At 54.9% G+C, this 22,859-nt stretch carries 17 protein-coding genes and 1 riboswitch; of the genes, 5 read left to right on the top strand and 12 right to left on the bottom strand.

Features of this window, described 5'->3' with window-relative positions:
• Window positions 1–24 precede the first annotated feature (24 nt).
• Window positions 25–2,385, bottom strand: coding sequence for an LPS assembly protein LptD (gene lptD, locus HV477_RS10205; protein ID WP_000746116.1), 2,361 nt, complete (start codon window positions 2,383–2,385; stop codon window positions 25–27).
• A 253-nt stretch (window positions 2,386–2,638) separates the two neighbouring features.
• Between lptD and djlA the strand changes: the two genes are divergently transcribed.
• On the top strand, window positions 2,639–3,451 hold the full coding sequence (gene djlA / locus HV477_RS10200; protein ID WP_001200595.1) for a co-chaperone DjlA: 813 nt from the start codon (window positions 2,639–2,641) through the stop codon (window positions 3,449–3,451).
• Window positions 3,452–3,545: 94 nt separating this feature from the next.
• Here djlA and rluA read toward each other — a convergent pair whose 3' ends face one another.
• From rluA to HV477_RS10180, 4 genes are all read right to left on the bottom strand, one after another.
• Window positions 3,546–4,205 (bottom strand): bifunctional tRNA pseudouridine(32) synthase/23S rRNA pseudouridine(746) synthase RluA, encoded by a 660-nt coding sequence (gene rluA, locus HV477_RS10195; protein ID WP_000525198.1) that lies wholly within the window; start codon window positions 4,203–4,205, stop codon window positions 3,546–3,548.
• A gap of 11 nt (window positions 4,206–4,216) precedes the next feature.
• Window positions 4,217–7,123 carry an RNA polymerase-associated protein RapA gene (gene rapA / locus HV477_RS10190; protein WP_001116966.1) on the bottom strand — a complete coding sequence of 969 codons (2,907 nt, stop codon included), beginning with the start codon at window positions 7,121–7,123 and terminating at the stop codon, window positions 4,217–4,219.
• 173 nt (window positions 7,124–7,296) lie between these two features.
• Window positions 7,297–9,648 (bottom strand): DNA polymerase II, encoded by a 2,352-nt coding sequence (gene polB, locus HV477_RS10185; protein WP_052932290.1) that lies wholly within the window; start codon window positions 9,646–9,648, stop codon window positions 7,297–7,299.
• A 43-nt stretch (window positions 9,649–9,691) separates the two neighbouring features.
• Window positions 9,692–10,312 (bottom strand): YdcF family protein, encoded by a 621-nt coding sequence (locus tag HV477_RS10180; protein WP_000877512.1) that lies wholly within the window; start codon window positions 10,310–10,312, stop codon window positions 9,692–9,694.
• A gap of 517 nt (window positions 10,313–10,829) precedes the next feature.
• On the opposite strand from HV477_RS10180, the gene HV477_RS10170 reads away from it, so the two are divergent.
• On the top strand, window positions 10,830–11,249 hold the full coding sequence (locus HV477_RS10170) for a DUF4751 family protein (protein WP_052932289.1): 420 nt from the start codon (window positions 10,830–10,832) through the stop codon (window positions 11,247–11,249).
• Window positions 11,250–11,254: 5 nt separating this feature from the next.
• Here HV477_RS10170 and araD read toward each other — a convergent pair whose 3' ends face one another.
• From araD to araB, 3 genes are all read right to left on the bottom strand, one after another.
• Complete coding sequence (araD, locus tag HV477_RS10165) at window positions 11,255–11,950, bottom strand: L-ribulose-5-phosphate 4-epimerase (protein WP_000888684.1); 696 nt, start codon at window positions 11,948–11,950, stop codon at window positions 11,255–11,257.
• A 140-nt stretch (window positions 11,951–12,090) separates the two neighbouring features.
• On the bottom strand, window positions 12,091–13,593 hold the full coding sequence (gene araA / locus HV477_RS10160; protein WP_000151692.1) for an L-arabinose isomerase: 1,503 nt from the start codon (window positions 13,591–13,593) through the stop codon (window positions 12,091–12,093).
• A gap of 10 nt (window positions 13,594–13,603) precedes the next feature.
• On the bottom strand, window positions 13,604–15,313 hold the full coding sequence (gene araB, locus HV477_RS10155; RefSeq protein WP_000951812.1) for a ribulokinase: 1,710 nt from the start codon (window positions 15,311–15,313) through the stop codon (window positions 13,604–13,606).
• 340 nt (window positions 15,314–15,653) lie between these two features.
• On the opposite strand from araB, the gene araC reads away from it, so the two are divergent.
• The gene (araC, locus tag HV477_RS10150; RefSeq protein ID WP_000852387.1) at window positions 15,654–16,499 is read left to right on the top strand and encodes an arabinose operon transcriptional regulator AraC; all 846 of its coding nucleotides are present in this window, start codon (window positions 15,654–15,656) and stop codon (window positions 16,497–16,499) included.
• Between the two features lie 118 nt (window positions 16,500–16,617).
• Window positions 16,618–17,385: a DedA family protein gene (locus tag HV477_RS10145; protein ID WP_001148369.1), complete on the top strand. Its 768-nt coding sequence runs from the start codon at window positions 16,618–16,620 to the stop codon at window positions 17,383–17,385.
• A gap of 38 nt (window positions 17,386–17,423) precedes the next feature.
• On the opposite strand, the gene thiQ is transcribed toward HV477_RS10145, so the two are convergent.
• The 4 genes from thiQ to sgrR form a co-directional block, all read right to left on the bottom strand.
• A complete protein-coding gene (gene thiQ, locus HV477_RS10140; RefSeq protein ID WP_079898685.1) occupies window positions 17,424–18,131 on the bottom strand; it encodes a thiamine ABC transporter ATP-binding protein ThiQ in 708 nt (235 codons plus the stop codon).
• Entirely contained in the window at window positions 18,115–19,725 is a 1,611-nt protein-coding gene (gene thiP, locus HV477_RS10135) for a thiamine/thiamine pyrophosphate ABC transporter permease ThiP (protein WP_079898684.1), read from the bottom strand. The genes thiQ and thiP overlap by 17 nt, the downstream gene beginning before the upstream one ends.
• Window positions 19,701–20,684: a thiamine ABC transporter substrate binding subunit gene (thiB, locus tag HV477_RS10130; protein WP_175064953.1), complete on the bottom strand. Its 984-nt coding sequence runs from the start codon at window positions 20,682–20,684 to the stop codon at window positions 19,701–19,703. The genes thiP and thiB overlap by 25 nt, the downstream gene beginning before the upstream one ends.
• A 31-nt stretch (window positions 20,685–20,715) precedes the next feature.
• Window positions 20,716–20,815, bottom strand: a riboswitch (TPP riboswitch).
• Between the two features lie 46 nt (window positions 20,816–20,861).
• Entirely contained in the window at window positions 20,862–22,520 is a 1,659-nt protein-coding gene (gene sgrR / locus HV477_RS10125; RefSeq protein ID WP_001139028.1) for an HTH-type transcriptional regulator SgrR, read from the bottom strand.
• Window positions 22,521–22,612: 92 nt separating this feature from the next.
• On the opposite strand from sgrR, the gene sgrT reads away from it, so the two are divergent.
• A complete protein-coding gene (gene sgrT / locus HV477_RS10120) occupies window positions 22,613–22,735 on the top strand; it encodes a glucose uptake inhibitor SgrT (RefSeq protein WP_001248755.1) in 123 nt (40 codons plus the stop codon).
• The last annotated feature ends 124 nt before the right edge of the window (window positions 22,736–22,859 follow it).

Here is a 22,859-nt window from a genome sequence, read left to right as displayed (position 1 = left end):
GGATTACGTTGTAAATCAATCAGATTACATAGAGCTTTGGTACGGCAGAATGTTCGAACGCAACATTTCTTGCGTGCCGAGGCCGTAGTTAGAGCTCAAACCGCGCAGCTCAATGTTGAAGCCAATCGCGTTATCATAAATCGCGTGTTGTTTATCGTTATCCCAACCGTTCAGCTTACGTTCGTATCCGACGCGGATCGCATAGCAGCAAGAGTTGTACTGCAAGCCGAGCATCTGGTCTGCAGGTTTGCTCGAATTGGTATCGAAGTAGTACGCGCCGACAATCGACCAGCGATCGGCAATCGGCCAACTTGCCACCGCGCCCACCTGGTTGATGCCGTTTTTATACTGCTCTGCCGTGGAATAATACGAAGGCAACGTAGCCTGAATATATTCCGGGCTGGCATAGCGGTAGTTCAACTGTACCAGACGATCCTGATCCCGACGGTATTCGAGGCTGCTGCTGCTGGTAGCGACGCTATCCAGACGGGTATCGTACTGCACTCCGCTACGCAGCCCCCAGCGTTCTGAAATACGCCAGTAAGTGTCGCCTGCCCAAACCAGCGAACCGGTTTTGTCGTCATTCTCCCATTTAATGTTGTCATCGCCGGTGCGAGACTCCGTGAAATAGTAGATTTGACCAACAGAAACGTTAAAACGTTCAACGGCGGCATCATCATAAATGCGTGTTGTGACGCCGGTCGTGACCTGGTTGGCGGAAGCAATACGGTCGAGACCGCCATAAGTGCGGTCGCGGAACAGGCCGTTATAGTCGGATTGCAGCAAAGAAGAATCGTAGTTATAGATGCCGCTCTGGTCGCGGTACGGCACATACAGGTACTGCACGCGTGGTTCCAGCGTCTGGGTATACCCCGGCGCCAGCATCGCCATATCGCGTTCGAAGATGAGCTTACCGTCGACTTTAAACTGCGGCATGACGCGGTTAACCGAATCTTCCAGCTTATTTTTATTGTTTGGATCGCTGTTATAGCTGTCCAGATTCGTTTGCTGATAGTGCGTCGCCATCAGCTTCGCTTCGGTGTTCAGGCTGCCCCAGCGGTTGGAGAGCGGCAAATTAATGGTTGGCTCCAGGTGGACGCGGGTCGCTTCCGGCATATTGTCTTTGGTGTTGACGAAATGTACCGCCTGGCCGTAAATCCGGGTATCAAACGGCCCGAGATCGTTATGGTAGTAGTTAACGTCTAACTGCGGCTCCGCAGAGTAGCTGCTGGTGTTTTGATCGTTAAAGACCTGGAATTGTTTGGTCGACACCGTAGCGTCAAAGTTTTGTACGGCGTAGCCGACGCTGAATTTCTGCGTTGCGTAGCCGTCGGTACTGGAACCGTACTTACTGTCGAAATCATTAAAGTAGCTGGAGTCGCTGACTTTGGTGTAATCGACGTTAAAACGCCACACCTGATCCATCACGCCTGAGTGCTGCCAGTAGAATAACCAGCGGTGCTTATCGCCCTCTTTGGGATGATCGTCCTCGTAGACTTTATCAGAAGGCAGATAATCTAATTCCATCAACCCGGCGCCTGCCTGCGTGAGATAACGGAATTCGTTCTCCCACATAATATTGCCGCGGCGGTGCATATAGTGCGGGGTGATGGTGGCGTCCATATTGGGCGCGATGTTCCAGTAATACGGTAAGTAGAACTCGAAATAGTTCTTGGTCGTGTATTTCGCGTTCGGGATCAGGAAACCTGAGCGACGTTTGTCACCGACGGGTAGCTGTAAATAGGGGCTATAAAAGATCGGAACCGGACCTACTTTAAACCGGGCGTTCCAGATCTCCGCAACCTGTTCTTCACGGTCATGGATGACTTCACTCCCCACCACGCTCCAGGTATCGGAGCCAGGCAGACAGGAGGTAAAGCTGCCGTTTTCCAGAATGGTATAACGGTTTTCGCCGCGCTGCTTCATGAGATCGGCTTTACCGCGCCCCTGACGGCCCACCATCTGGTAATCGCCTTCCCAGACGTTCGTGTCTTTGGTGTTCAGGTTCGCCCAGCCCTTCGGCCCTTTAAGGATGACCTGATTGTCATCATAATGCACATTACCCAGCGCATCGACGGTGCGTACAGGTTCCGGCTGACCTTCCGCCTGCTTCTGATGAAGCTGCACTTCATCCGCTTGCAGGCGGCTATTCCCCTGCATAATGTCCACGTTGCCGGTAAAAACGGCATCGTCCGGGTAGTTACCTTTAGCGTTATCGGCATTGATAGTAACCGGCAGATCGTTGGTATCGCCTTTTACCAGAGGACGATCGTAGCTCGGCACGCCCAACATACACTGTGAGGCGAGATCGGCTGCCAGCCCCTGATGACTATAAAGGGCGCTGGCGATCATGGTGGCCAGAAGAGTGGGAATACGTTTTTTCATACGTTGTATTTATTGTTCCATCATCGGTAGCGTTGCGCGTGACAAACGGTCACAGCCTAACTTACTCATCTTCGCTGCGCCAGTGTTAATCCTGCCGTTTAGCGTCTGTGGTGTTAGGCACGGCATTGAATGACAGGTATGATAATGCAAATTATAGGCGATGTCCCACAATTGACCGTAGCCTTCATTCGCAGAAAAGCACCTTATTTTGTGGGAGATAGCCTCACCGATAGCGTAACGTTTTGGGGAGTCTATGCAGTACTGGGGAAAGATAATTGGCGTCGCCGTAGCCCTGATGATGGGCGGCGGCTTTTGGGGCGTGGTCCTGGGTCTGCTGGTGGGCCATATGTTCGACAAAGCCCGCAGCCGAAAAATGGCGTGGTTTGCCAACCAGCGGGAACGGCAGGCGCTGTTTTTTGCCACCACCTTTGAGGTAATGGGCCACTTAACCAAATCAAAAGGACGGGTGACGGAAGCGGATATTCATATCGCCAGTCAGTTGATGGATCGTATGAATTTACACGGCGATTCACGTACAGCCGCGCAGAACGCCTTTCGGGTCGGAAAAGCGGATAATTACCCATTACGTGAAAAGATGCGGCAGTTTCGTAGCGTCTGCTTCGGGCGTTTTGATCTGATCCGGATGTTTCTGGAAATTCAGATCCAGGCGGCGTTTGCCGATGGCTCGCTACACCCTAATGAGCGGGAAGTGCTGTATGTGATTGCGGAAGAGCTAGGTATTTCCCGCGTACAGTTCGATCAGTTTCTGCGCATGATGCAGGGCGGCGCGCAGTTTGGCGGCGGTTATCATCAACAGTCCGGCGGCGGCTGGCAGCAGGCGCAGCGCGGCCCGACGCTGGAAGATGCCTGTAATGTGCTGGGGGTTAAAACCACCGACGATGCAACCACCATTAAACGCGCTTATCGCAAACTGATGAGCGAGCATCATCCGGACAAACTGGTCGCGAAAGGTTTACCGCCGGAAATGATGGAAATGGCGAAGCAAAAAGCGCAGGAAATTCAGAAAGCGTATGAGCTAATCAAAGAACAGAAAGGCTTCAAGTGATTGAATTGCCGGATGCGACTAGCGCCTTATCCGGCCTACGTTAATGAATGTAGGCCGGGCAAGCGAAGCGCTCCGGCATAAATTGGCTCTGAATTTAAAAATCTGCCGGGACTTTAAACGTCATGCTGGTGCCGTAAGCGGGATGGGTAATGGTCAGCATTTCGGCGTGTAACTGCAAACGCGGCGCCAGCGACAACGCTTCCGGCGAAGCGTAAAACCGATCGCCTAAAATCGGGTGGCCTAACGCCAGCATATGCACACGAAGCTGATGCGAACGCCCGGTGATCGGTTTGAGCACCACGCGGGCGGTATTATCCGCCGCAAACTCCACCACGTTATATTCCGTTTGCGCCGGTTTGCCGGTTTCATAACACACTTTCTGCTTTGGCCGGTTCGGCCAGTCGCAGATGAGCGGTAAGTCAACCAGCCCTTCCGCCGGGGAGGGATGGCCCCATACGCGCGCCACATACTGCTTTTTCGGCTCACGTTCGCGGAACTGGCGTTTTAGCTCCCGCTCCGCGGCTTTGGTCAGCGCCACTACAATCACGCCGCTGGTGGCCATATCCAGACGATGCACCGATTCTGCCTGCGGGTAGTCGCGCTGGATACGCGTCATAATGCTGTCTTTGTGCGCTTCCAGACGCCCCGGCACGGACAACAGGCCGCTGGGCTTATTGACCACCATAATGTGCTCATCCTGATACAGGATAACCAGCCAGGGTTCCTGCGGCGGATTGTAGTTTTCCATCCCCATGTACGGCTCCGTTATTGGTGCGTGACGACGATAAGACGCAGCGCGTCCAGACGCCAGCCTGCCTGATTCAGGCTTTCCAGCACCTGCTGACGGTTGCTGTCGATAGCGGCAAGTTCGTCGTCGCGAATGTTCGGGTTGACGGCGCGCAGCGCTTCCAGACGCGACAGTTCCCCGGACAGTTTTTCATCCGCCTCGCGACGCGCGTTATCAATCAGCGCTCTGGCGGACTTTTCAATCTGCGTCTCGCCCAGTTGCAAAATGGCGTGGACGTCCTGTTGCACGGCGTTAACCAGTTTGCTGCCGGTGTGGCGATTCACGGCGCTGAGCTGACGGTTGAAGGTTTCAAACTCGACCTGGGCGGCCAGATTGTTGCCGTTTTTATCTAACAGCATACGTACCGGCGTCGGCGGCAGGAAGCGGTTCAGTTGTAGCTGTTTCGGCGCCTGCGCTTCCACGACGTAAACCAGTTCGACCAGCAGCGTGCCGACGGGCAGCGCTTTATTTTTCAACAGCGAAATGGTGCTGCTGCCGGTGTCGCCGGAGAGGATCAGATCCAGTCCGTTACGGATGAGCGGATGTTCCCAGGTAATAAACTGCGCATCTTCGCGAGACAGGGCTACGTCACGTTCAAACGTGATAGTACAGCCGTCTTCCGGCAGGCCGGGGAAATCCGGCACCAACATGTGGTCGGACGGCGTCAGCACGATCAGGTTGTCGCCGCGATCGTCCTGGTTAATGCCGACGATATCGAACAGGTTCATGGCGAACGCGATCAGGTTGGTGTCGTCGTCCTGTTCTTCAATGCTTTGTGCGAGCTGTTGGGCTTTTTCTCCGCCGTTGGAGTGGATCTCCAGCAGGCGGTCGCGGCCCTGTTCTAACTGGGCTTTTAGCGCTTCATGTTGTTCGCGGCAGGATTTGATCAGATCGTCAAACCCGTCGGTTTCTTCAGGCGCGGCCAGATAGTTAATCAGACTGGCGTAGGCTGAATCATAAATCGCGCGACCGGTCGGGCAGGTGTGCTCAAAGGCGTCCAGCCCTTCGTGATACCAGCGAACCAGCACCGACTGGGCGGTTTTTTCCAGGTACGGGACGTGGATCTGGATATCATGCGCCTGGCCGATACGATCCAGACGACCAATACGCTGTTCCAGCAGATCCGGGTTAAACGGCAAGTCGAACATCACCAGATTGCTGGCAAACTGGAAGTTACGTCCTTCGGAGCCGATTTCGGAACATAACAGCACCTGCGCGCCGGTATCTTCTTCGGCGAACCAGGCGGCGGCGCGGTCGCGTTCGATAATCGACATGCCCTCATGGAACACGGCGGCGCGGATGCCTTCGCGTTCGCGCAGCACCTGCTCCAGCTGTAACGCGGTGGTCGCTTTGGCGCAGATCACCAGCACTTTTTGCGAACGATGGCTGGTCAGATAGCCCATTAGCCACTCAACGCGTGGGTCGAAGTTCCACCAGGTGCCGGTATCGCCTTCGAACTCCTGATAAATTTGTTCCGGATAGAGCATATCGCGGGCGCGATCTTCCGCGCTTTTACGCGCGCCCATAATGCCGGAGACCTTAATGGCGGTCTGATACTGGGTCGGCAGCGGCAGTTTTACCGTATGCAGTTCACGTTTCGGGAACCCCTTGACGCCGTTACGGGTGTTGCGGAACAGAACGCGGCTGGTGCCGTGGCGATCCATCAGCATCGACACCAGCTCATCACGGGCGGCCTGCGCATCGTCGCGATCGCTATTAGCGGCCTGCAACAGCGGTTCAATATCCTGTTCGCCGATCAGATCGCCCAGCCTGTTCAGTTCGTCGTTGCTGAGTTTATTGCCCGCCAGCAGCATGGCCACCGCATCGGCGACAGGTCGGTAGTTTTTCTGTTCTTCGACAAACTGTTCGAAATCGTGGAAACGGTTCGGATCGAGCAGGCGCAGACGGGCGAAATGGCTTTCCATCCCCAGCTGTTCTGGCGTGGCGGTCAGCAGCAGCACGCCCGGCACGCGTTCAGCTAACTGTTCGATGGCCATATATTCACGGCTCGGCGCATCGGTACTCCACACCAGATGATGCGCTTCGTCGACCACCAGCAAATCCCACTCGGCGTCGCACAAATGTTCCAGACGCTGCTTATTACGGCGGGCGAAATCCAGCGAACAGATCACCAGTTGTTCGGTTTCAAACGGGTTATACGCGTCGTGCTGCGCTTCGGTATAGCGTTCGTCATCGAACAGCGCGAAGCGCAGGTTGAAACGGCGCAGCATTTCTACCAGCCACTGGTGTTGCAGGGTTTCCGGAACAATGATCAATACGCGTTCCGCCGCGCCGGATAATAACTGTTGATGCAGAATCATCCCGGCTTCAATGGTTTTACCTAAGCCCACTTCATCCGCCAGCAGTACGCGCGGCGCGTGGCGACGACCCACATCATGAGCGATATTAAGCTGATGCGGGATCAGGTTGGTCCGCTGACCGCGCAGACCGCTGTATGGCATCCGGTACTGCTCGCTCTGAAATTTACGGGCGCGATAGCGCAGCGCGAACCGATCCATTCGATCGATTTGACCGGCGAACAGACGATCCTGGGGCTTACTGAAAACCAACTTACTGTCGAGCAGGACCTCGCGCAACGTCACATTGGTCTCTTCGGTATCCAGGCGGGTGCCGACATAAACAAGCAGGCCATTTTCTTCTTTTACTTCATCGATATGTAGCTGCCAGCCTTCATGGCTTGTAATCGTATCGCCAGGGTTGAACATGACGCGGGTCACGGGAGAATCACTGCGCGCATACAGGCGGTTTTCCCCCGTGGACGGGAAAAGTAAGGTGACGGTTCGCGCATCCATCGCAACAACGGTTCCAAGTCCCAGCTCGCTTTCTGTATCGCTGATCCAGCGTTGACCAAGTGTAAAAGGCATATGTGTTCGGCTCTATATCTTTAATTACAGGCATTACTCGCCATTCCCAGGCGACAGCACTGGATAATTGCGAGTATACGACCCCGCTACCAGGCTAATGTGGTAGTGGCGTTAATTAGGTCCAGGAATGGAAAGGGCGCTATGGTACTGGAAGGCGGCGCTTTCGTCACGCGTCAAAATAGCCCCAGTTGCCCGGTCAGTAGTGTAGCAAAATTATCTTCAACGAAGGGAAGAATTCCTTCCGCCACGGGTTGTAGCTGGCGGGTAAGATAGTGTTCGTAATCCAGCGGCGACTGCTGGTAATCCACGGGCTCGGGGCCGTTAACAGTCCAGACATATTTTATGGCGCCGCGATTCTGATACTGCGCCGGACGACCCTGCTTCAGGTTTTGTTCATCCGCCAGCCGGGCGGCGCGAACGTGCGGCGGAACGTTACGTTGGTACTCATGTAAAGGGCGACGCAGACGCTTACGATAAACCAGCTGCGCGTCCAGTTCGCCCGCCATCAGTTTATCGATAGTCTCGCGCACATAGTCTTGATAAGGTTCATTGCGAAAAACGCGCAGATACAGCTCCTGTTGAAAGCGCTGCGCCAGCGGCGTCCAGTCGGTCCGCACCGTTTCCAGACCTTTAAATACCATGCGCTGGCTGTCGCCTTCCTGAATCAGGCCCGCGTAGCGTTTTTTACTGCCAGTATCCGCGCCGCGGATGGTCGGCATCAGAAAACGGCAAAAGTGGGTTTCAAACTCCAGCTCCAGCGCGCTGGTCAACTTTTGCTGTTGTAACGTCTGCGCCCACCATTCGTTCACGTGACGCACCAGCCTGTGCCCGATTTCCGCCGCATCGGCTTCTGAATGCGCGCGCCGGAGCCAGACGAAAGTGGAATCGGTATCGCCATAAATCACGTCATAACCCTGCGCCTCAATCAGCGCTTTGGTCTGGCGCATAATCGCATGACCGCGCATGGTGATTGACGACGCCAGACGGGGATCGAAAAAGCGACAGGCCGTGGTGCCGAGTACGCCATAAAAGGCGTTCATAATGATTTTAAGCGCCTGCGAGAGCGGTTTATTGCCCTGACGTTTGGCTTCATCGCGCCCGTGCCAGATTTGGCTAACAATTTCCGGCAGGCAGTGCTTTTCTCGTGAAAACCAGGCGTCAAGGAAACCTTCGGTACTGTGTTCCGGATCCGGCTGCGCCATGCCTTCGACCAGCCCGACGGGATCAATCAAAAACGTGCGGATAATCGACGGGTACAGGCTTTTATAATCCAGCACCAGTACTGAATCGTATAATCCGGGTTGTGAATCCATTACGTAGCCGCCGGGACTTGCCAGCGGCGGCACTTCGCCGAGATTGGGCGCGACATAGCCGGCGCGGTGCATTCGCGGAAAGTAAAGATGCCCGAATGCGGCGACCGAACCGCCGTGGCGATCGACCGGCAGGCCGTTGATCGTCGCGCGTTCCAGCAAAAACGGCATGATCTCGGTTTTATGGAAAATGCGCGTGACCAGCTCGCAGTCTTTCAGGTTGTAGGTGGCGAGGGCGGGTTTATCCTGGGCAAAGCGGCGATCGATCTCATCCATACGATCCCAGGGATTATCAATGGATTTTCCTTCGCCGAGCAGTTCCTGCGAGACGGCTTCCAGCGAAAAAGACGAAAAATTCCAGAACGCGGATTTAAGCGCGTCGATACCATCGATAATGACTCGCCCTCTGGCCTGGGCGAAAAAAACGCCGTTTTTGAAGCCATGTTCGCGCCACTCCAGTTCGCTATTGTCTCGCCCCAGCCGTAAAGGGATACGGTAGCGTTCGGCATGTTTTTGCAGCATACGCAGGTCGAACTGCACCACGTTCCAGCCGATGATGACGTCAGGATCATGTTCGGCAAACCAGGCGTTGAGTTTTTCCAGCAGCTGCGGGCGGCTGGCGACATACACAAGCTCGAAGTCCAGTTGGCGGTCATCGCCATTCGCCGGACCCAGCATATAAACGGTACGCTGGCCGCAGCCTTCCAGACCAATGCAATACAGTTCGCCGTGTCGCGTGGTTTCGATATCCAGCGAGACCCATTTTAGCGGCGGTCGATAGTCGGGGTGGGGTTTAAGACGCGCATTGCGGATAACGCCGTTGCGCATCTCGCCGTCTACCCAAACGGGCGACGTAATAAAACGCTCCATCAGGTAACGTTCCGGCGGGCGTACATCCGCTTCATAAACGGTGACGCCGTTTTCGCGCAGCAGTTTCTCCATCCGCATAAGCTGGCGGTGAGTACGGCAATACAGACCGGATACCGGCTGACGATGAAAGTCTCGCAGCTGGAGCGGCGTCAGGCGATAGTCTTTTTCCGCCTGTAGCAGCGAGGCGGCGCGGGAGGTCTGGCTGGTCGGAATAAACGCCACGGACTCTTGCGGCGCCAGCGTCGCCTGCACAGGGCCGTTGTCTGTCGCCAGCCAGAAAGAGACCTCCGTTCCTTGCGGCGTATCCCGCCAGTGCCGGGTTAAAATGAAACCTGCCTGCGCCACGATGATTACCTGTCTAAAAAATTCACGCTAATTATAACCTGTTTTAGGGGGTAATACTGTTATTTTGTACAGGCATATAACGTAAAAGCCGATATCCGCTGTAATAAAAAGTTTCTCGCAGTAAGAAGCGGGTTTGCGCCCACCAGGATTTATAGCGGGTGGATCGCGTGGGTGATGAGCGGCTATCGATACCATTATCCTGAGCGATAGTTTTCAGACGCAGCATATGCAGCGGATCGCTGACCAGTAACGCTGTGCGCCATTGTTGTTGTCGCAGTATCTGTTTTGCGTAACGAATATTTTCGCGCGTCACGGTAGAGCGCTCTTCAATAAAAATTGCCTTAGCCGGAATGCCTTTTTCCAGAACGTATTGACGGGCTATCGCCGCGTCGGAAACCGTTGCGCCAGCGCCGTAGCCGCCGGTTAATACCAACGCGCGGACAATGTGTTGTTGGTAAAGCCAGATGGCATGATCCAGTCTGGCCTGAAAAACGGGAGAAGGCGTTTTTCCGCTAACGCCTGCTCCTGCGACAATCGCGCAGTCAGCTACGCGCGTCTGGTTTTGCTGACTGAACTGATAAATAGCGATGGCATTATGGATAAACACCGTAGCCATAATGAGAATGATGCCTGCCGCGATTCTGATGATGTAGCGATATTTCATGAATGAGTTCGTTCCCCGTGACGGGTGTAATGGATATTTTAACGATAAAATGGCTTTTAGCGTCAGATATTTTTGCTGACGTATATTTATCAATATAATGATGCCGGTATATACAGCAGATATAATTACCCTATAACTGCTAATTTTGAATCATGTTTATTTACCATTTTTCCCCATGTATTAGCTGTTTTGTGTCAAGTCTGTTTTCATACATTCAGTATTTTTCAGAAAGGCGCTTGTTCGAATCTGTTACTTATTTCTCGGATTAACAAAAAAGCGATATTTTTTGTTTGTTTTAATTAATGAAAAGTGTAACAATTTCATTTGGAACATCCGCACCGTCAGGTAGAAATATAATATTCCAATTGGCCGCTATGGTTAAATAAAAATGGATTACAGTGCGAATTCGTCGGGAACTCTCTGCATAATTTAATTTTTATTTTAGAATATAATTTTATTTTGACTTTCGGGTGCGGGTGTTTTTATCAAAATTTGTGGTATTCGGGAATGATCTTTTATGAATGTGAGTATGCAGGCGCGTCTGGTAGGGAACGACCGTTATCTTTTCGTCAATACTCAACGCGCTAACCCTTCCATAAAAACCGTGAGTCGATTTTTTGAGTATAAAACATGGACAGAACAGATTTGGCGTACCGAAATTATTGAAAACGGCAATGCTTTTTTTCACTGGCAAGGACACGACAGAAAAAGCGGACATCGGGATACCATTATTAACTATCTGTTAAATGGGCAACGCTGGCAGTCAACAATCGAGGATTATATTTTCTTCCATGCGCTGGAAGGAAAAGTGTTGCAGGGATATTATAATAATATTATTGAATATGTGAGTTCTGATCATTACGTCTATCAAAGCGCATTTGCTGAATATATCACCGACCAGATTCATCAACGCGCCCCCCATGGGACGCGTTTTTAGAGGCATTACTGCCCGTAATAGGCTTTTGCGCCGTGTTTGCGTAGATAGTGTTTATCCAGCAGGGATTGCTGCATGTCGGGCAACTGCGGCGCAAGCTGGCGGCAGAAGATCCCCATATAGGCCACTTCTTCCAGCACGATGGCGTTATGCACTGCATCCTCGGCATTTTTACCCCAGGCAAACGGGCCGTGCGAATGGACAAGCACGCCGGGCATTTGAGCGGCGTCAATGCCTTGTTTTTCAAAGGCTTCAACAATAACATTGCCCGTTTCCCATTCATACTCGCCATTAATTTCCGCCTCGGTCATTTTGCGAGTGCAGGGAATCGTACCGTAGAAATAGTCGGCGTGGGTGGTGCCCGTCGCCGGAATCGGCTGACCCGCCTGCGCCCAGATAGTCGCGTGGCGCGAATGGGTGTGTACGATGCCGCCGATAGTCGGAAATGCCTGGTACAACAGACGGTGGGTTGGCGTATCGGACGACGGTTTCTTATGACCTTCAACGACTTCACCGGTCTCCAGGCTGACTACCACCATATCGTCAGCGGTCATGACGCTATAATCGACTCCGGACGGCTTAATCACCAGTACGCCGCGTTCGCGATCGACGGCGCTAACATTACCCCAGGTGAGGGTGACCAGGTTGTGTTTTGGCAGCGCCAGATTGGCTTCCAGTACCTGGCGTTTGAGATCTTCTAACATTGTTTTCTCCCTGCCGGATGGCGCTTCGCTTATCCGGCCTACGAGCGACGGTGTGCCGGATGGCGACACAAATGCCTTATTCGGCCTACAGGACCGTAGGCCCGGTAAACGCAGTGCCACCGGGCAATCCGTTTCACCAATTAACGTTTGAACCCGTAATACACCTCGTTCCAGCGCAGCGCGTCCTTAAAGGCCGGCAGACGGGTATCGTTATCAATCACCGCGATTTCGATATCGTGTATTTCTGCAAACTGGCGCATATCGTTCAGATCCAGCGCGTGGCTGAAGACGGTATGGTGCGCGCCGCCAGCCAGAATCCACGCTTCGGAGGCGGTCGGCAGATCCGGCTGCGCCTTCCACAGCGCGTTAGCCACCGGCAGTTTCGGCAGGGAGTGCGGCGTTTTTACGGTGTCAATGCAGTTGACCAGCAGACGATAACGATCGCCGAGGTCGATCAGGCTGGCGACGATCGCCGGGCCGGTTTGGGTATTGAAAATCAAACGCGCCGGATCTTCCTTGCCGCCAATGCCGAGGTGCTGGACGTCGAGGATCGGTTTCTCTTCCACTGCGATGGACGGACACACTTCCAGCATGTGCGAGCCGAGCACCAGATCGTTGCCTTTCTCGAAGTGGTAGGTGTAATCCTCCATAAATGAGGTGCCGCCCTGCAGACCGGTTGACATCACTTTCATAATGCGAAGCAGAGCGGCGGTTTTCCAGTCGCCTTCGCCCGCAAAGCCGTAGCCCTGTTGCATCAGACGCTGTACGGCCAGACCCGGAAGCTGTTTCAGACCGTGTAAATCTTCAAAGGTAGTAGTGAATGCGTGGAAGCCGCCCTGTTCCAGGAAACGCTTCATACCGAGTTCAATACGCGCCGCCTCCCGCACGTTCTGGCGTTTATCGCCGTGGATTTGGGTGGCGGGCGTCAGGGTATAGCTGCTTTCATACTCGTCAATCAGAGCGTTGATATCGCCGTCGCCGATAGAATTCACCACCTGCACCAGATCGCCGACCGCCCAGGTATTGACCGAAAAGCCAAATTTGATTTGCGCGGCCACTTTATCACCGTCAGTCACTGCGACTTCACGCATATTGTCGCCGAAGCGGCAGACTTTTAGCTGGCGGGTATCCTGTTTAGAGACCGCCTGGCGCATCCAGGCGCCGATACGCGTATGGGCCTCTTTATCCTGCCAGTGACCAGTGACGACCGCGTGCTGCTGGCGCATCCGCGCGCCGATAAAACCGAACTCACGACCGCCGTGCGCAGTCTGGTTCAGGTTCATAAAGTCCATATCGATGCTGTCCCACGGCAGGGCGGCGTTAAATTGGGTATGGAATTGCAGTAGTGGTTTGTTAAGAATACTCAGCCCGTTGATCCACATTTTGGCCGGGGAGAAGGTGTGCAGCCAGACCACCAGCCCTGCGCAGCGATCGTCATAATTGGCGTCACGACAAATGGCGGTAATCTCATCCGGCGAGGTGCCCAGCGGTTTTAATACCAGTTTACATGGCAGTTTGGCTTCGGTATTCAGCGCGTTGACCACATGCTCGGCATGTTGGGTGACCTGACGCAGGGTTTCTGCGCCATACAAATGCTGGCTGCCAATCACAAACCATACTTCATAATTATCAAAAATCGTCATTGTCGTGTCCTTAATGAGTCAGGATTGCCTGATTGGCCGGGGTCGTTGGCGCCGGCGCGGCAGTCGGAAGATAATGTTGTTCTGCGCTTAGCGCCCACTGCTGGTAGCGGCGGTAAAGCTGTTCGAAGCGTTGCGCCTGTTCAGGGTGGGGGCGCAGAGTGCGTTCTACCGCGCTTGCCATGCTTTGCTGGGCGGCAGGAATATCGGCATGGACTTTCGCAGCGACGGCGGCAAAGATAGCGGCGCCTAATGCGCAACACTGGTCGGAAGCGACGATCTGCAACGGACGATTCAGTACGTCGCAGCAGACCTGCATAATGACCTGATTTTTACGGGCGATGCCGCCAAGCGCCATCACGTTATTGACCGCGATACCTTGATCGGTAAAACACTCCTGAATGGCGCGCGCGCCGAAGGCGGTCGAGGCGACCAGACCGCCAAACAGCGCTGGCGCGTCGGTGGCGAGATTGAGATCGGTAATGACGCCTTTCAGACGCTGATTAGCGTTTGGCGTGCGGCGACCATTGAACCAGTCGAGCACCACCGGCAGGTGATCCAGGGACGGATTTTTCGCCCAGGCGTCGGTGAGCGCTGGCAGTAGCTGCTTCTGGCTGGCGTTAATCTGGGGTTTCAGTTCCGGGTGCTGCGCGGCAAGTTGCTCCAGCGGCCAGCTCAACACGCGGCTAAACCAGGCGTAGATATCGCCGAAAGCAGATTGCCCCGCTTCCAGACCGATAAAGTTCGGCACCACGCTGCCGTCAACCTGACCGCAAATGCCTTTCACGGCGCGATCCCCGACGCTCTGTTTATCCGCAATCAGAATGTCGCAGGTAGACGTGCCGATGACTTTTACCAGCGTATTGGGCTGCGCGCCCGCGCCGACCGCGCCCATGTGGCAGTCGAACGCGCCGCCGGAAATCACTACGCTTTCCGGCAAGTCGAGGCGCTGCGCCCATTCGGCGCACAGGGTGCCCACGGGCAGATCGGCGGTGAAGGTTTCGCTAAATAACGGGTAGCGCAGATGACGGTTAATGCACGGATCGAGTTCATCAAAGAAGCTCGCGGGCGGCAGACCGCCCCAGCTTTCATGCCACAGTGTTTTGTGCCCGGCGCTGCAGCGGCCACGGCGGATATCCTGCGGGCGAGTGGTGCCGGAAAGCAGCGCCGGCACCCAGTCACACAGTTCAATCCACGAGACGGCGGCCTGCGCGACGGCGCTATCCTGGCGGGTGACGTGCAGAATCTTCGCCCAGAACCATTCGCTGGAGTAAATGCCGCCAATATAGCGGGAGTAGTCGACCTTACCTGGCTTATGGCACAGACGAGTGATTTCGTCGGCTTCTTCCACGGCGGTGTGATCTTTCCACAGCACAAACATCGCATTCGGGTTCTCGGCGAACTCTGGACGCAGCGCCAGGACGTTACCGTCGGCGTCAATCGGCGCTGGCGTAGAGCCGGTGCTGTCAACGCCAATGCCAACGACATTTGCGCGTTGCGCGGCGCTTAATTGTGCCAGAACGGCTTTCAGCGCGGCCTCCATTGACTCCATGTAGTCGCGCGGATGATGACGGAACTGGTTGTTCGGGCCGTCGCAATAACGGCCTTCTTGCCAGCGCGGATACCACTCTACGCTGGTGGCGATCTCGTCGCCGGTGGCGCAGTCCACTGCCAGAGCGCGCACTGAATCACTGCCAAAATCGAGGCCAATTGCAATTGCCATCGTCTTACTCCATCCAGAAAAACAGGTATGGAGAAACAGTAGAGAGTCGCGGCAAAAACCGTCAGGCAGGATCCGCTAATCTTATGGACAAAAATGCTAATACTTTGCAAAGTGTGACGCTGTGCAAATATTCAATGTGGACATTCCAGCCATAGTTATAGACACTTCTGTTACTTAATTTTATCGCCTGAACTGTACGCTTTTGTTACAAAGCGCTTTTCACAAGCGGGGTTGATACGTGCTTTCATCAAGCGCAAGGTCTTGCGGAGACGTAAGCACTGTCGTCCTGGTCAATATGGACAATTTGTTTCTTCTCTGAACATCGGGGGGTAGAGAAATCATGGCTGAAACGCAAAATGATCCGCTATTGCCGGGATATTCATTTAATGCCCATCTGGTCGCCGGACTGACGCCAATTGAAGCGAATGGATATCTGGATTTTTTTATCGATCGTCCGTTGGGCATGAAGGGATATATTCTTAACCTGACCATCCGCGGAGAGGGCGTCATTAATAATAATGGCGAGCAGTTTGTCTGTCGGCCTGGCGATATATTATTGTTTCCGCCGGGCGAGATTCATCACTATGGACGGCATCCGGATGCCAGCGAGTGGTATCACCAGTGGGTTTATTTCCGGCCTCGCGCCTACTGGCAGGAGTGGCTGACCTGGCCGACAATCTTTGCTCAGACAGGATTTTTCCGCCCGGACGAGGCGCGCCAGCCGCATTTCAGCGAACTGTTCGGGCAGATCATCAGCGCCGGGCAAGGGGAAGGCCGCTATTCTGAGCTACTGGCGATCAATCTGCTGGAGCAGTTGTTGCTCAGACGTATGGCGGTAATTAATGAGTCGTTGCACCCGCCGATGGATAGCCGTGTGCGCGATGCCTGCCAGTATATCAGCGACCATCTGGCGGACAGTCATTTTGATATCGCCAGCGTCGCCCAGCATGTCTGCCTGTCGCCCTCCCGGTTATCGCATCTGTTCCGCCAGCAGTTAGGCATTAGCGTATTGAGCTGGCGCGAAGATCAGCGTATCAGCCAGGCGAAACTTCTGCTTAGCACTACGCGAATGCCGATAGCGACCGTTGGGCGCAATGTTGGATTTGACGATCAGCTCTATTTTTCGCGGGTATTTAAAAAATGCACCGGGGCAAGTCCTAGCGAGTTCAGGGCCGGATGTGAATAAAAAGTGAATGATGTGTCCACAAAGATGTCATAAGCCGTAACTATTCGGATAATTGACGGCTTGACGAAGGGGGACGGGGTAAGCAGAATCCCTGCTTCATCACGCTGACGGACACACTATGCAAGCACTGCTGGAACACTTTATCACCCAATCCACTCTGTATTCGCTCATCGCCGTGTTGCTGGTCGCCTTCCTGGAATCGCTGGCGCTGGTGGGGTTGATTTTACCCGGCACGGTACTGATGGCGGGGCTGGGCGCGCTTATCGGCAGCGGCGAGCTCAATTTTTGGCATGCCTGGCTGGTGGGTATTATCGGCTGTCTGATGGGCGACTGGATTTCGTTCTGGCTGGGGTGGCGCTTTAAAAAGCCGCTACACCGCTGGTCTTTTATGAAAAAGAACAAGTCGCTGCTGGATAAAACCGAACACGCGCTGCATCAGCACAGTATGTTCACGATCCTGGTCGGACGTTTTGTCGGTCCGACGAGGCCGCTGGTGCCGATGGTGGCAGGGATGCTGGATCTTCCCGTAGCGAAATTTATTGGGCCGAACTTGATTGGCTGTTTGCTGTGGCCGCCGTTTTATTTCCTGCCGGGCATTCTGGCGGGAGCGGCAATCGATATTCCTTCCGATATGCAGAGCGGAGATTTCAAATGGCTGCTGCTGGCGACGGCGTTGCTGCTGTGGGTCGGAGGCTGGCTATGCTGGCGGCTGTGGCGCAGCGGCAAAGCGGCAGTCGATCGTTTAACCGCGTATTTCCCCCGCAGCCGTTTGCTGTATCTGGCGCCGTTGACGCTCGGGATCGGCGTGGTCGCGCTGGTGGTGCTGGTTCGCCACCCGCTGATGCCGGTATATATCGATATTCTGCGCAAAGTTGTGGGTTACTAACGATTCCTTTGCCGGATGGCGGCTTCGCCTTATCCGGCCTACAAAAGATGGGATTTGATGCCCAATAGCGCTGAGGCGCTGGCTTGACCGCTTAGTAGCTCGTCTGTTTTGCCTTGCCACGCAATGCGTCCGTCGGCGATGACGATTGACCGGGGCGCAATTCGCGCCGCATCTTCCACGCTGTGCGAGACCATCAACAGCGTGAGCTGTCGCTCGCGGCAGATATCGCTGACCAACGTCAGCATCTCCTGGCGCAGCGCGGGATCGAGCGCGGAGAACGGTTCATCCAGCAGCAGTACCGGCTGTTCGCGTACCAGGCAGCGCGCCAGCGCTACCCGCTGACGCTGGCCGCCGGACAGTTCGCCCGGTAAACGCGTCATCAGACTCTCAATGCCCATCTGACGTGCGATAGCGTCCCGTTTTTCCCGCTGGCTGGCGTTGAGCGTTAACCCGGGGTTTAGCCCCAGACCGATATTTTGCTGCACATTCAGGTGGCCGAATAAATTATTCTCCTGAAACAGCATTGAGACCGGACGGCGTGAGGGCGGCGTAAGCGTATGATCTTCGCCGGCAATCAGTAACGTACCGCTGGCAGGCGCAAGAAAACCGGCAATTAAATTCAACAACGTGCTTTTCCCCGCGCCGCTGGGGCCAAGAATCGCCACCTGCTCGCCGCGTTCTACCGCCAGCGTAAAACGCATCGGCAAATGATGGTAAAGCCAGGTGATATCAATCAGTTTTAGCATGTCGGCCCGGTAGTTTCTCTATGAGGGTAAATAACGTAAAGCAGAGCAGCAATAGTATCAGCGCGGTCACCGCGCCGTCCTGGCTGCGGTAGGAGCCGATCTGCTGATACAGATAAAACGGCAGCGTGCGGAAATTGTCATTGCCGAAAAGCGCGACGACGCCAAAATCACCGATAGAAAGTACGCAGGCAAACGCCAGCGCCTGCGCCAGCGGACGTTTCAGCGCCCGCAGTTCCACGACCTTTAACCGCGACCAGCCTTCAATTCCTAATGACTGGCACAGCATTCCATAACGGGCGGTAATATCGCGCATTGGGTTTTCCAGGACTTTTAGCGCGTAGGGGATTGCCATCAGCGCATTGGTGAAAATCACGATGCCGTCGGCGGATTCCGGTAAGCCAATGCTGTTATTGAGCAGTAAAAAGAAGCCTGTCGCCAGTACGATCCCCGGCATCGCGAGGATCAACATCCCGCTGAGTTCTAGCGTTTGTCCGGCGAATAGTTGCTGGCGTTGGCGTAGCTCGCGGCTACTCCACAGCAGCATCATGGTCAGCGCCACACACAGAACGCCCGACGCCAGCGCAATGCGTAGCGATGTCCAGACAGCCTGCCACAGAATGGGTTGCGCCAGCACCTCCGGCAGGCTGCGGTTGACGCCATCGACCACCACGGCGACCAGCGGCGGAAGCAGCAGCAGCAGCGCCAGCACGATTAATAAGGCGTCCGTCAGACGGCTGTGGAGACGATCGTCAGGATCGCGCCAGCCCTGCGTCAGCGTCATCCCCGGCGCAATCGCTTTGCTCAACCGTTGGCTTAGCAGTACCAGCGCCAGGCAGCAGACCATCTGGATTAATGCCAGCATCGCCGCGCGGGCGGGATCGTAGTCATAACTGAGCGCCTGAAAGATAGCCAGTTCGATAGTGGTGGCCTGCGGGCCGCCGCCGAGCGACAGGACCGTTGCGAAACTGGCGAAGCAGAGCATAAAAATCAGCGCCGCGACGGGCGGAATTTGGCGGCGCAGCCACGGCCATTCGACAAAACGGAAAAAATGCCAGCCGCGCATACCGAGCTGGGCGGCGAGCTGGCGCTGCTCGCCGGGAATGCTTTCCAACGATTGCAGCAACAAACGGCTCGCCATTGGCAGATTAAAAAAGACGTGCGCCAGTAAAATGCCCTGCAAGCCGTAGGGGGAGAATGTCCACTGAAGCCCCAGCATCTGCCACAGCGAGGCCAGCCAGCCCTGACGGCCATACACGCTAAGAATGCCGAACACGGCAACCAGTACCGGCAGAATCAGCGTCATGGCGCACAGACGCAGCAGCGCCAGACGTCCAGGAAAACGGCGTCGATAAAGCGCGCGGGCGAGAAAAACCGCCGGGACCACAGACAGCACTGCGGACAGAAACGCCTGCCAGAATGAGAAGCGCACCACATGCCACAGGTAGCTATCCCGCCAGATTGTCGACCACGCGCCCGACGGCGCGTTCAGCCAAAGCGCCAGAAAGGCCGCCAGCGAGACGGTTATCATCAGCGCGGCGGCGCACAGCCCCGGAATCAGCCAGCCGGGAATTAACGGCTGACGGCGCGTTGCCATTCGCTAATCCATACCTGGCGTTGTGCTGCCACTTGTTGCGGCGTGAATTCCAGCGTTGTGGCGGGTTTGGCCAATGATTCAAACCCTGCGGGTAAGGCGACGTCCGCTACCGGGTACATCCAGTTGCCGGTGGGTATGGCGTTCTGAAACGCCGGAGAAACCATAAATTTGAGGAATTTCTCCGCCAGTTCCGGCTGCTTACTGGCGACGGTACGCGCCGCGACTTCTACCTGTAAGTAATGGCCTTCGCTGAAGTTCGCGGCGGCGTAATTGTCCTTCTTCTCTTCAATAATGTGATACGCCGGAGAGGTGGTGTAACTGAGCACCAAATCGCTTTCACCTTTCAGAAATAAACCGTAGGCCTCGCTCCAGCCTTTCGTCACCGTCACCGTTTTGGCCGCCAGTTTTTGCCAGGCCTGCGGCGCGTTATCGCCATAGACTTTGCGCATCCACAGTAACAGCCCCAGCCCTGGCGTACTGGTACGCGGGTCCTGATAAATCACCCGCCATTTTTGATCGCTCTCGACCAGTTCTTTCAGGCTTTTCGGCGGATTTTTCAGCTTGCTTTTATCGTAGACAAAGGCGAAATAGCCGTAATCGAACGGCACAAATGTGTCGTTTTTCCAGCCGCCGGGCACCTTGACCGTCTCATTCGCCACGCCGCTTTTGGCAAAGAGTTTAGTTTGCGTGGCCGCTTCCAGCAGATTGTTGTCCAGCCCCAACACCACATCGGCTTTGCTGTTCTTCCCCTCCATCCGCAGGCGGTTGAGCAGTGAAACGCCATCCTCCAGCGCCACCAGTTTCAGCTCGCAGTTGCAATCGGCTTCAAACGCTTTTTTCACCGCCGGGCCTGGCCCCCAGTCGGCGGCGAACGAGTCGTAGGTATAGACGGTGAGAACGGGTTTGGCGAAAGCAGGCGCCGCGCACAGGAGTAAAAGCGGAAGATATTTTTTTAACACTTTGCACCTCAGTTAAAGAGTGGCAAAGGACTTGAGAGGTAACCTCAAATCCCTTCGCCGGCATTATCCGGATCAGGTTCGACGGGTATTTTCTCAGCGCGCGCATGAGCGCGGCACCCCGTTGAGTTCGGCGTTAGTGTAGTGATTTTGTTGCCGGGCAGCAATCAAGAGCTGGCGTTAAGGATCTGGCGGCGCAAACCACGCCGATTTAAAATCAAACCAGCCGAGGGTATTCATGCGCAGCCCGCGCATACTGCGTTGTCCCTGGATAATCAGCCAGTGGTGGATCAACGGCACAATCGCTTTGTTGGCCAGCAGTTGCTGGCACCAGTTCGCCAGGTTCATCTCGCCAGCGCGCCACTGCGCGGCGTCGTCCTGCCAGTCGCGCGGAATGCAGTTCTGCAAGAGCGGTACTTCGCACAAGTGCGCGAACAGCGAGAAATCCAGCGGCAGCGTAAAGTTAGCGCTATTGAGCCAGATATCGCTTTCGATCTCGCCGGCGTGCCATTGATCGTAGTCGATCTCCTGAATATGCAGATGCACCTGATGTTCAGCCAGAAGCGCGCTCATGATACGGGCGATAACCCGGTGCTCAATGTGTTCGCGATAGAAGGTCAGCGTGAGGGTTTCCAGCCCGGCGGGTTTTTCGCCCGGGCCTGGACGGGCGTGATGCCAGCGCGGTAAAAGCCCATAGGCCGGGAACCAGAGCTGCTGTAGCGGTTCATCGGCATGATAGAGTAAATTGGTGGGGGAGAGGACGTGGCTTACCCATTCTCTGACCTGCGGATGCGCGCCGCGCGGCGTTCTGGCGTCGAATAGCAGGTAATAGCACCCCTCTTCCAGTCGGCTTTCTATCGCTTTTTCACCGCCTTGTATCGGCCCTTCCAGCATCAAGCCGCAGGCCGGTTCTTCACTGATATCCGGCAGTACCCAGACGTTCACTTCGTCTATCAACGCCCGATAGCCGAAGTAATCATCAAAGGCGAGTATCTTGAGCTGGTTTGGCGTATTACGCCGCACGGCATAAGGCCCGGTGCCGATAGGGTGGCTGGCGAAATTAGCCAGCGTTTCCCACTCCCGCGGCAAAATCATCGCCGGGACCTGGCCCAGCAGCCACGGCAACCAGCGATCCGGCTGGGAAAGATGAATATCCAGCGTCCACGCGGTAGGGGAATCTATTTTTGTGATGTGCGAGTAAAGCGGAAGCGTATTGATACGCGTCAGCGAGGCGATGACATCTTCCATCTCCAGCTCGCGGCCATGATGAAAATGAATGCCGGGGCGCAGGTAGAAGCGCCACAGTAAAGGGGAAATTTGCTGCCAGTGGTGCGCAATGTCCGCTTCCAGTTCCCCGTTTTCCTCATTTACCCGCGTGAGCGAACTGAAAATTTGCCGGGCAATATGAGTTTCCGAGCGACGTAATGCGGTTCCCGGCAGGAGATTGTGCATCGGACGATAGTAAAGAACCCGCAGAATATGCCGCCCCTGGCGGAAGCTGCGTCCCAGATGGGAAATCAGCATTTGCCTGACAGCGCTTTTATCGCCGACCAGTTGTACCAGTTGATCGATTCGATCTTGTTCCAGCAGGTCTTCCGCCCGCTGCTGTTGCAGCGCCAGTCCGGTATACAGGAACGTCAGACGCGAACGCTTTCCGCGTCCAACCTCGGCTTCCCATGTTAGCCAACCGCGCGCCTGCATCGTATTTAGCAGCGTACGCATATGGCGACGCGAACAGTTCAGCAGATCCGCCAGCTCATTAAGCGTTGTGTCTTGCGTTTTACCGTCACAACATTGCCAGAGACGGATAAATTGTTGTTGCAGGCGACCTGAGGGCATAAAAGGGGAACTCCGATGAAAAACTCAGCAATTTTATTATCCCTATATTAGGCCAATAATATCTTTCGATGAAGCAAGAGGAAGAGGTCACTATGCGCCAGTTCTGGTTGAGATATTTTGCCGCGACGGAAAAAACGTCCTGGCTGGCTTGCCTGAGCGCGCCGCAGCGCTTAAAAATGCTCGCGGAACTGATGCAGTGGGAGGCGACCGATTGAAGCCAATTGCAGACATCATGTGTGACTGAGTATTGGTGTAGGCGATAGCCTAAAATCACCCGCCAGCAGATAATATCTGCTGGCTTTTTTTATTTCGGCTGTTTCTGGATGACGACGATGGGAC

The organism is Salmonella sp. SG203, assembly GCF_013350575.1.
Taxonomy (GTDB): Bacteria; Pseudomonadota; Gammaproteobacteria; order Enterobacterales; family Enterobacteriaceae; genus Salmonella; species Salmonella enterica.
The sequence above is the reverse complement of the archived record's forward strand: the minus strand, read 5'-3'. Positions and strand labels throughout refer to the sequence as shown.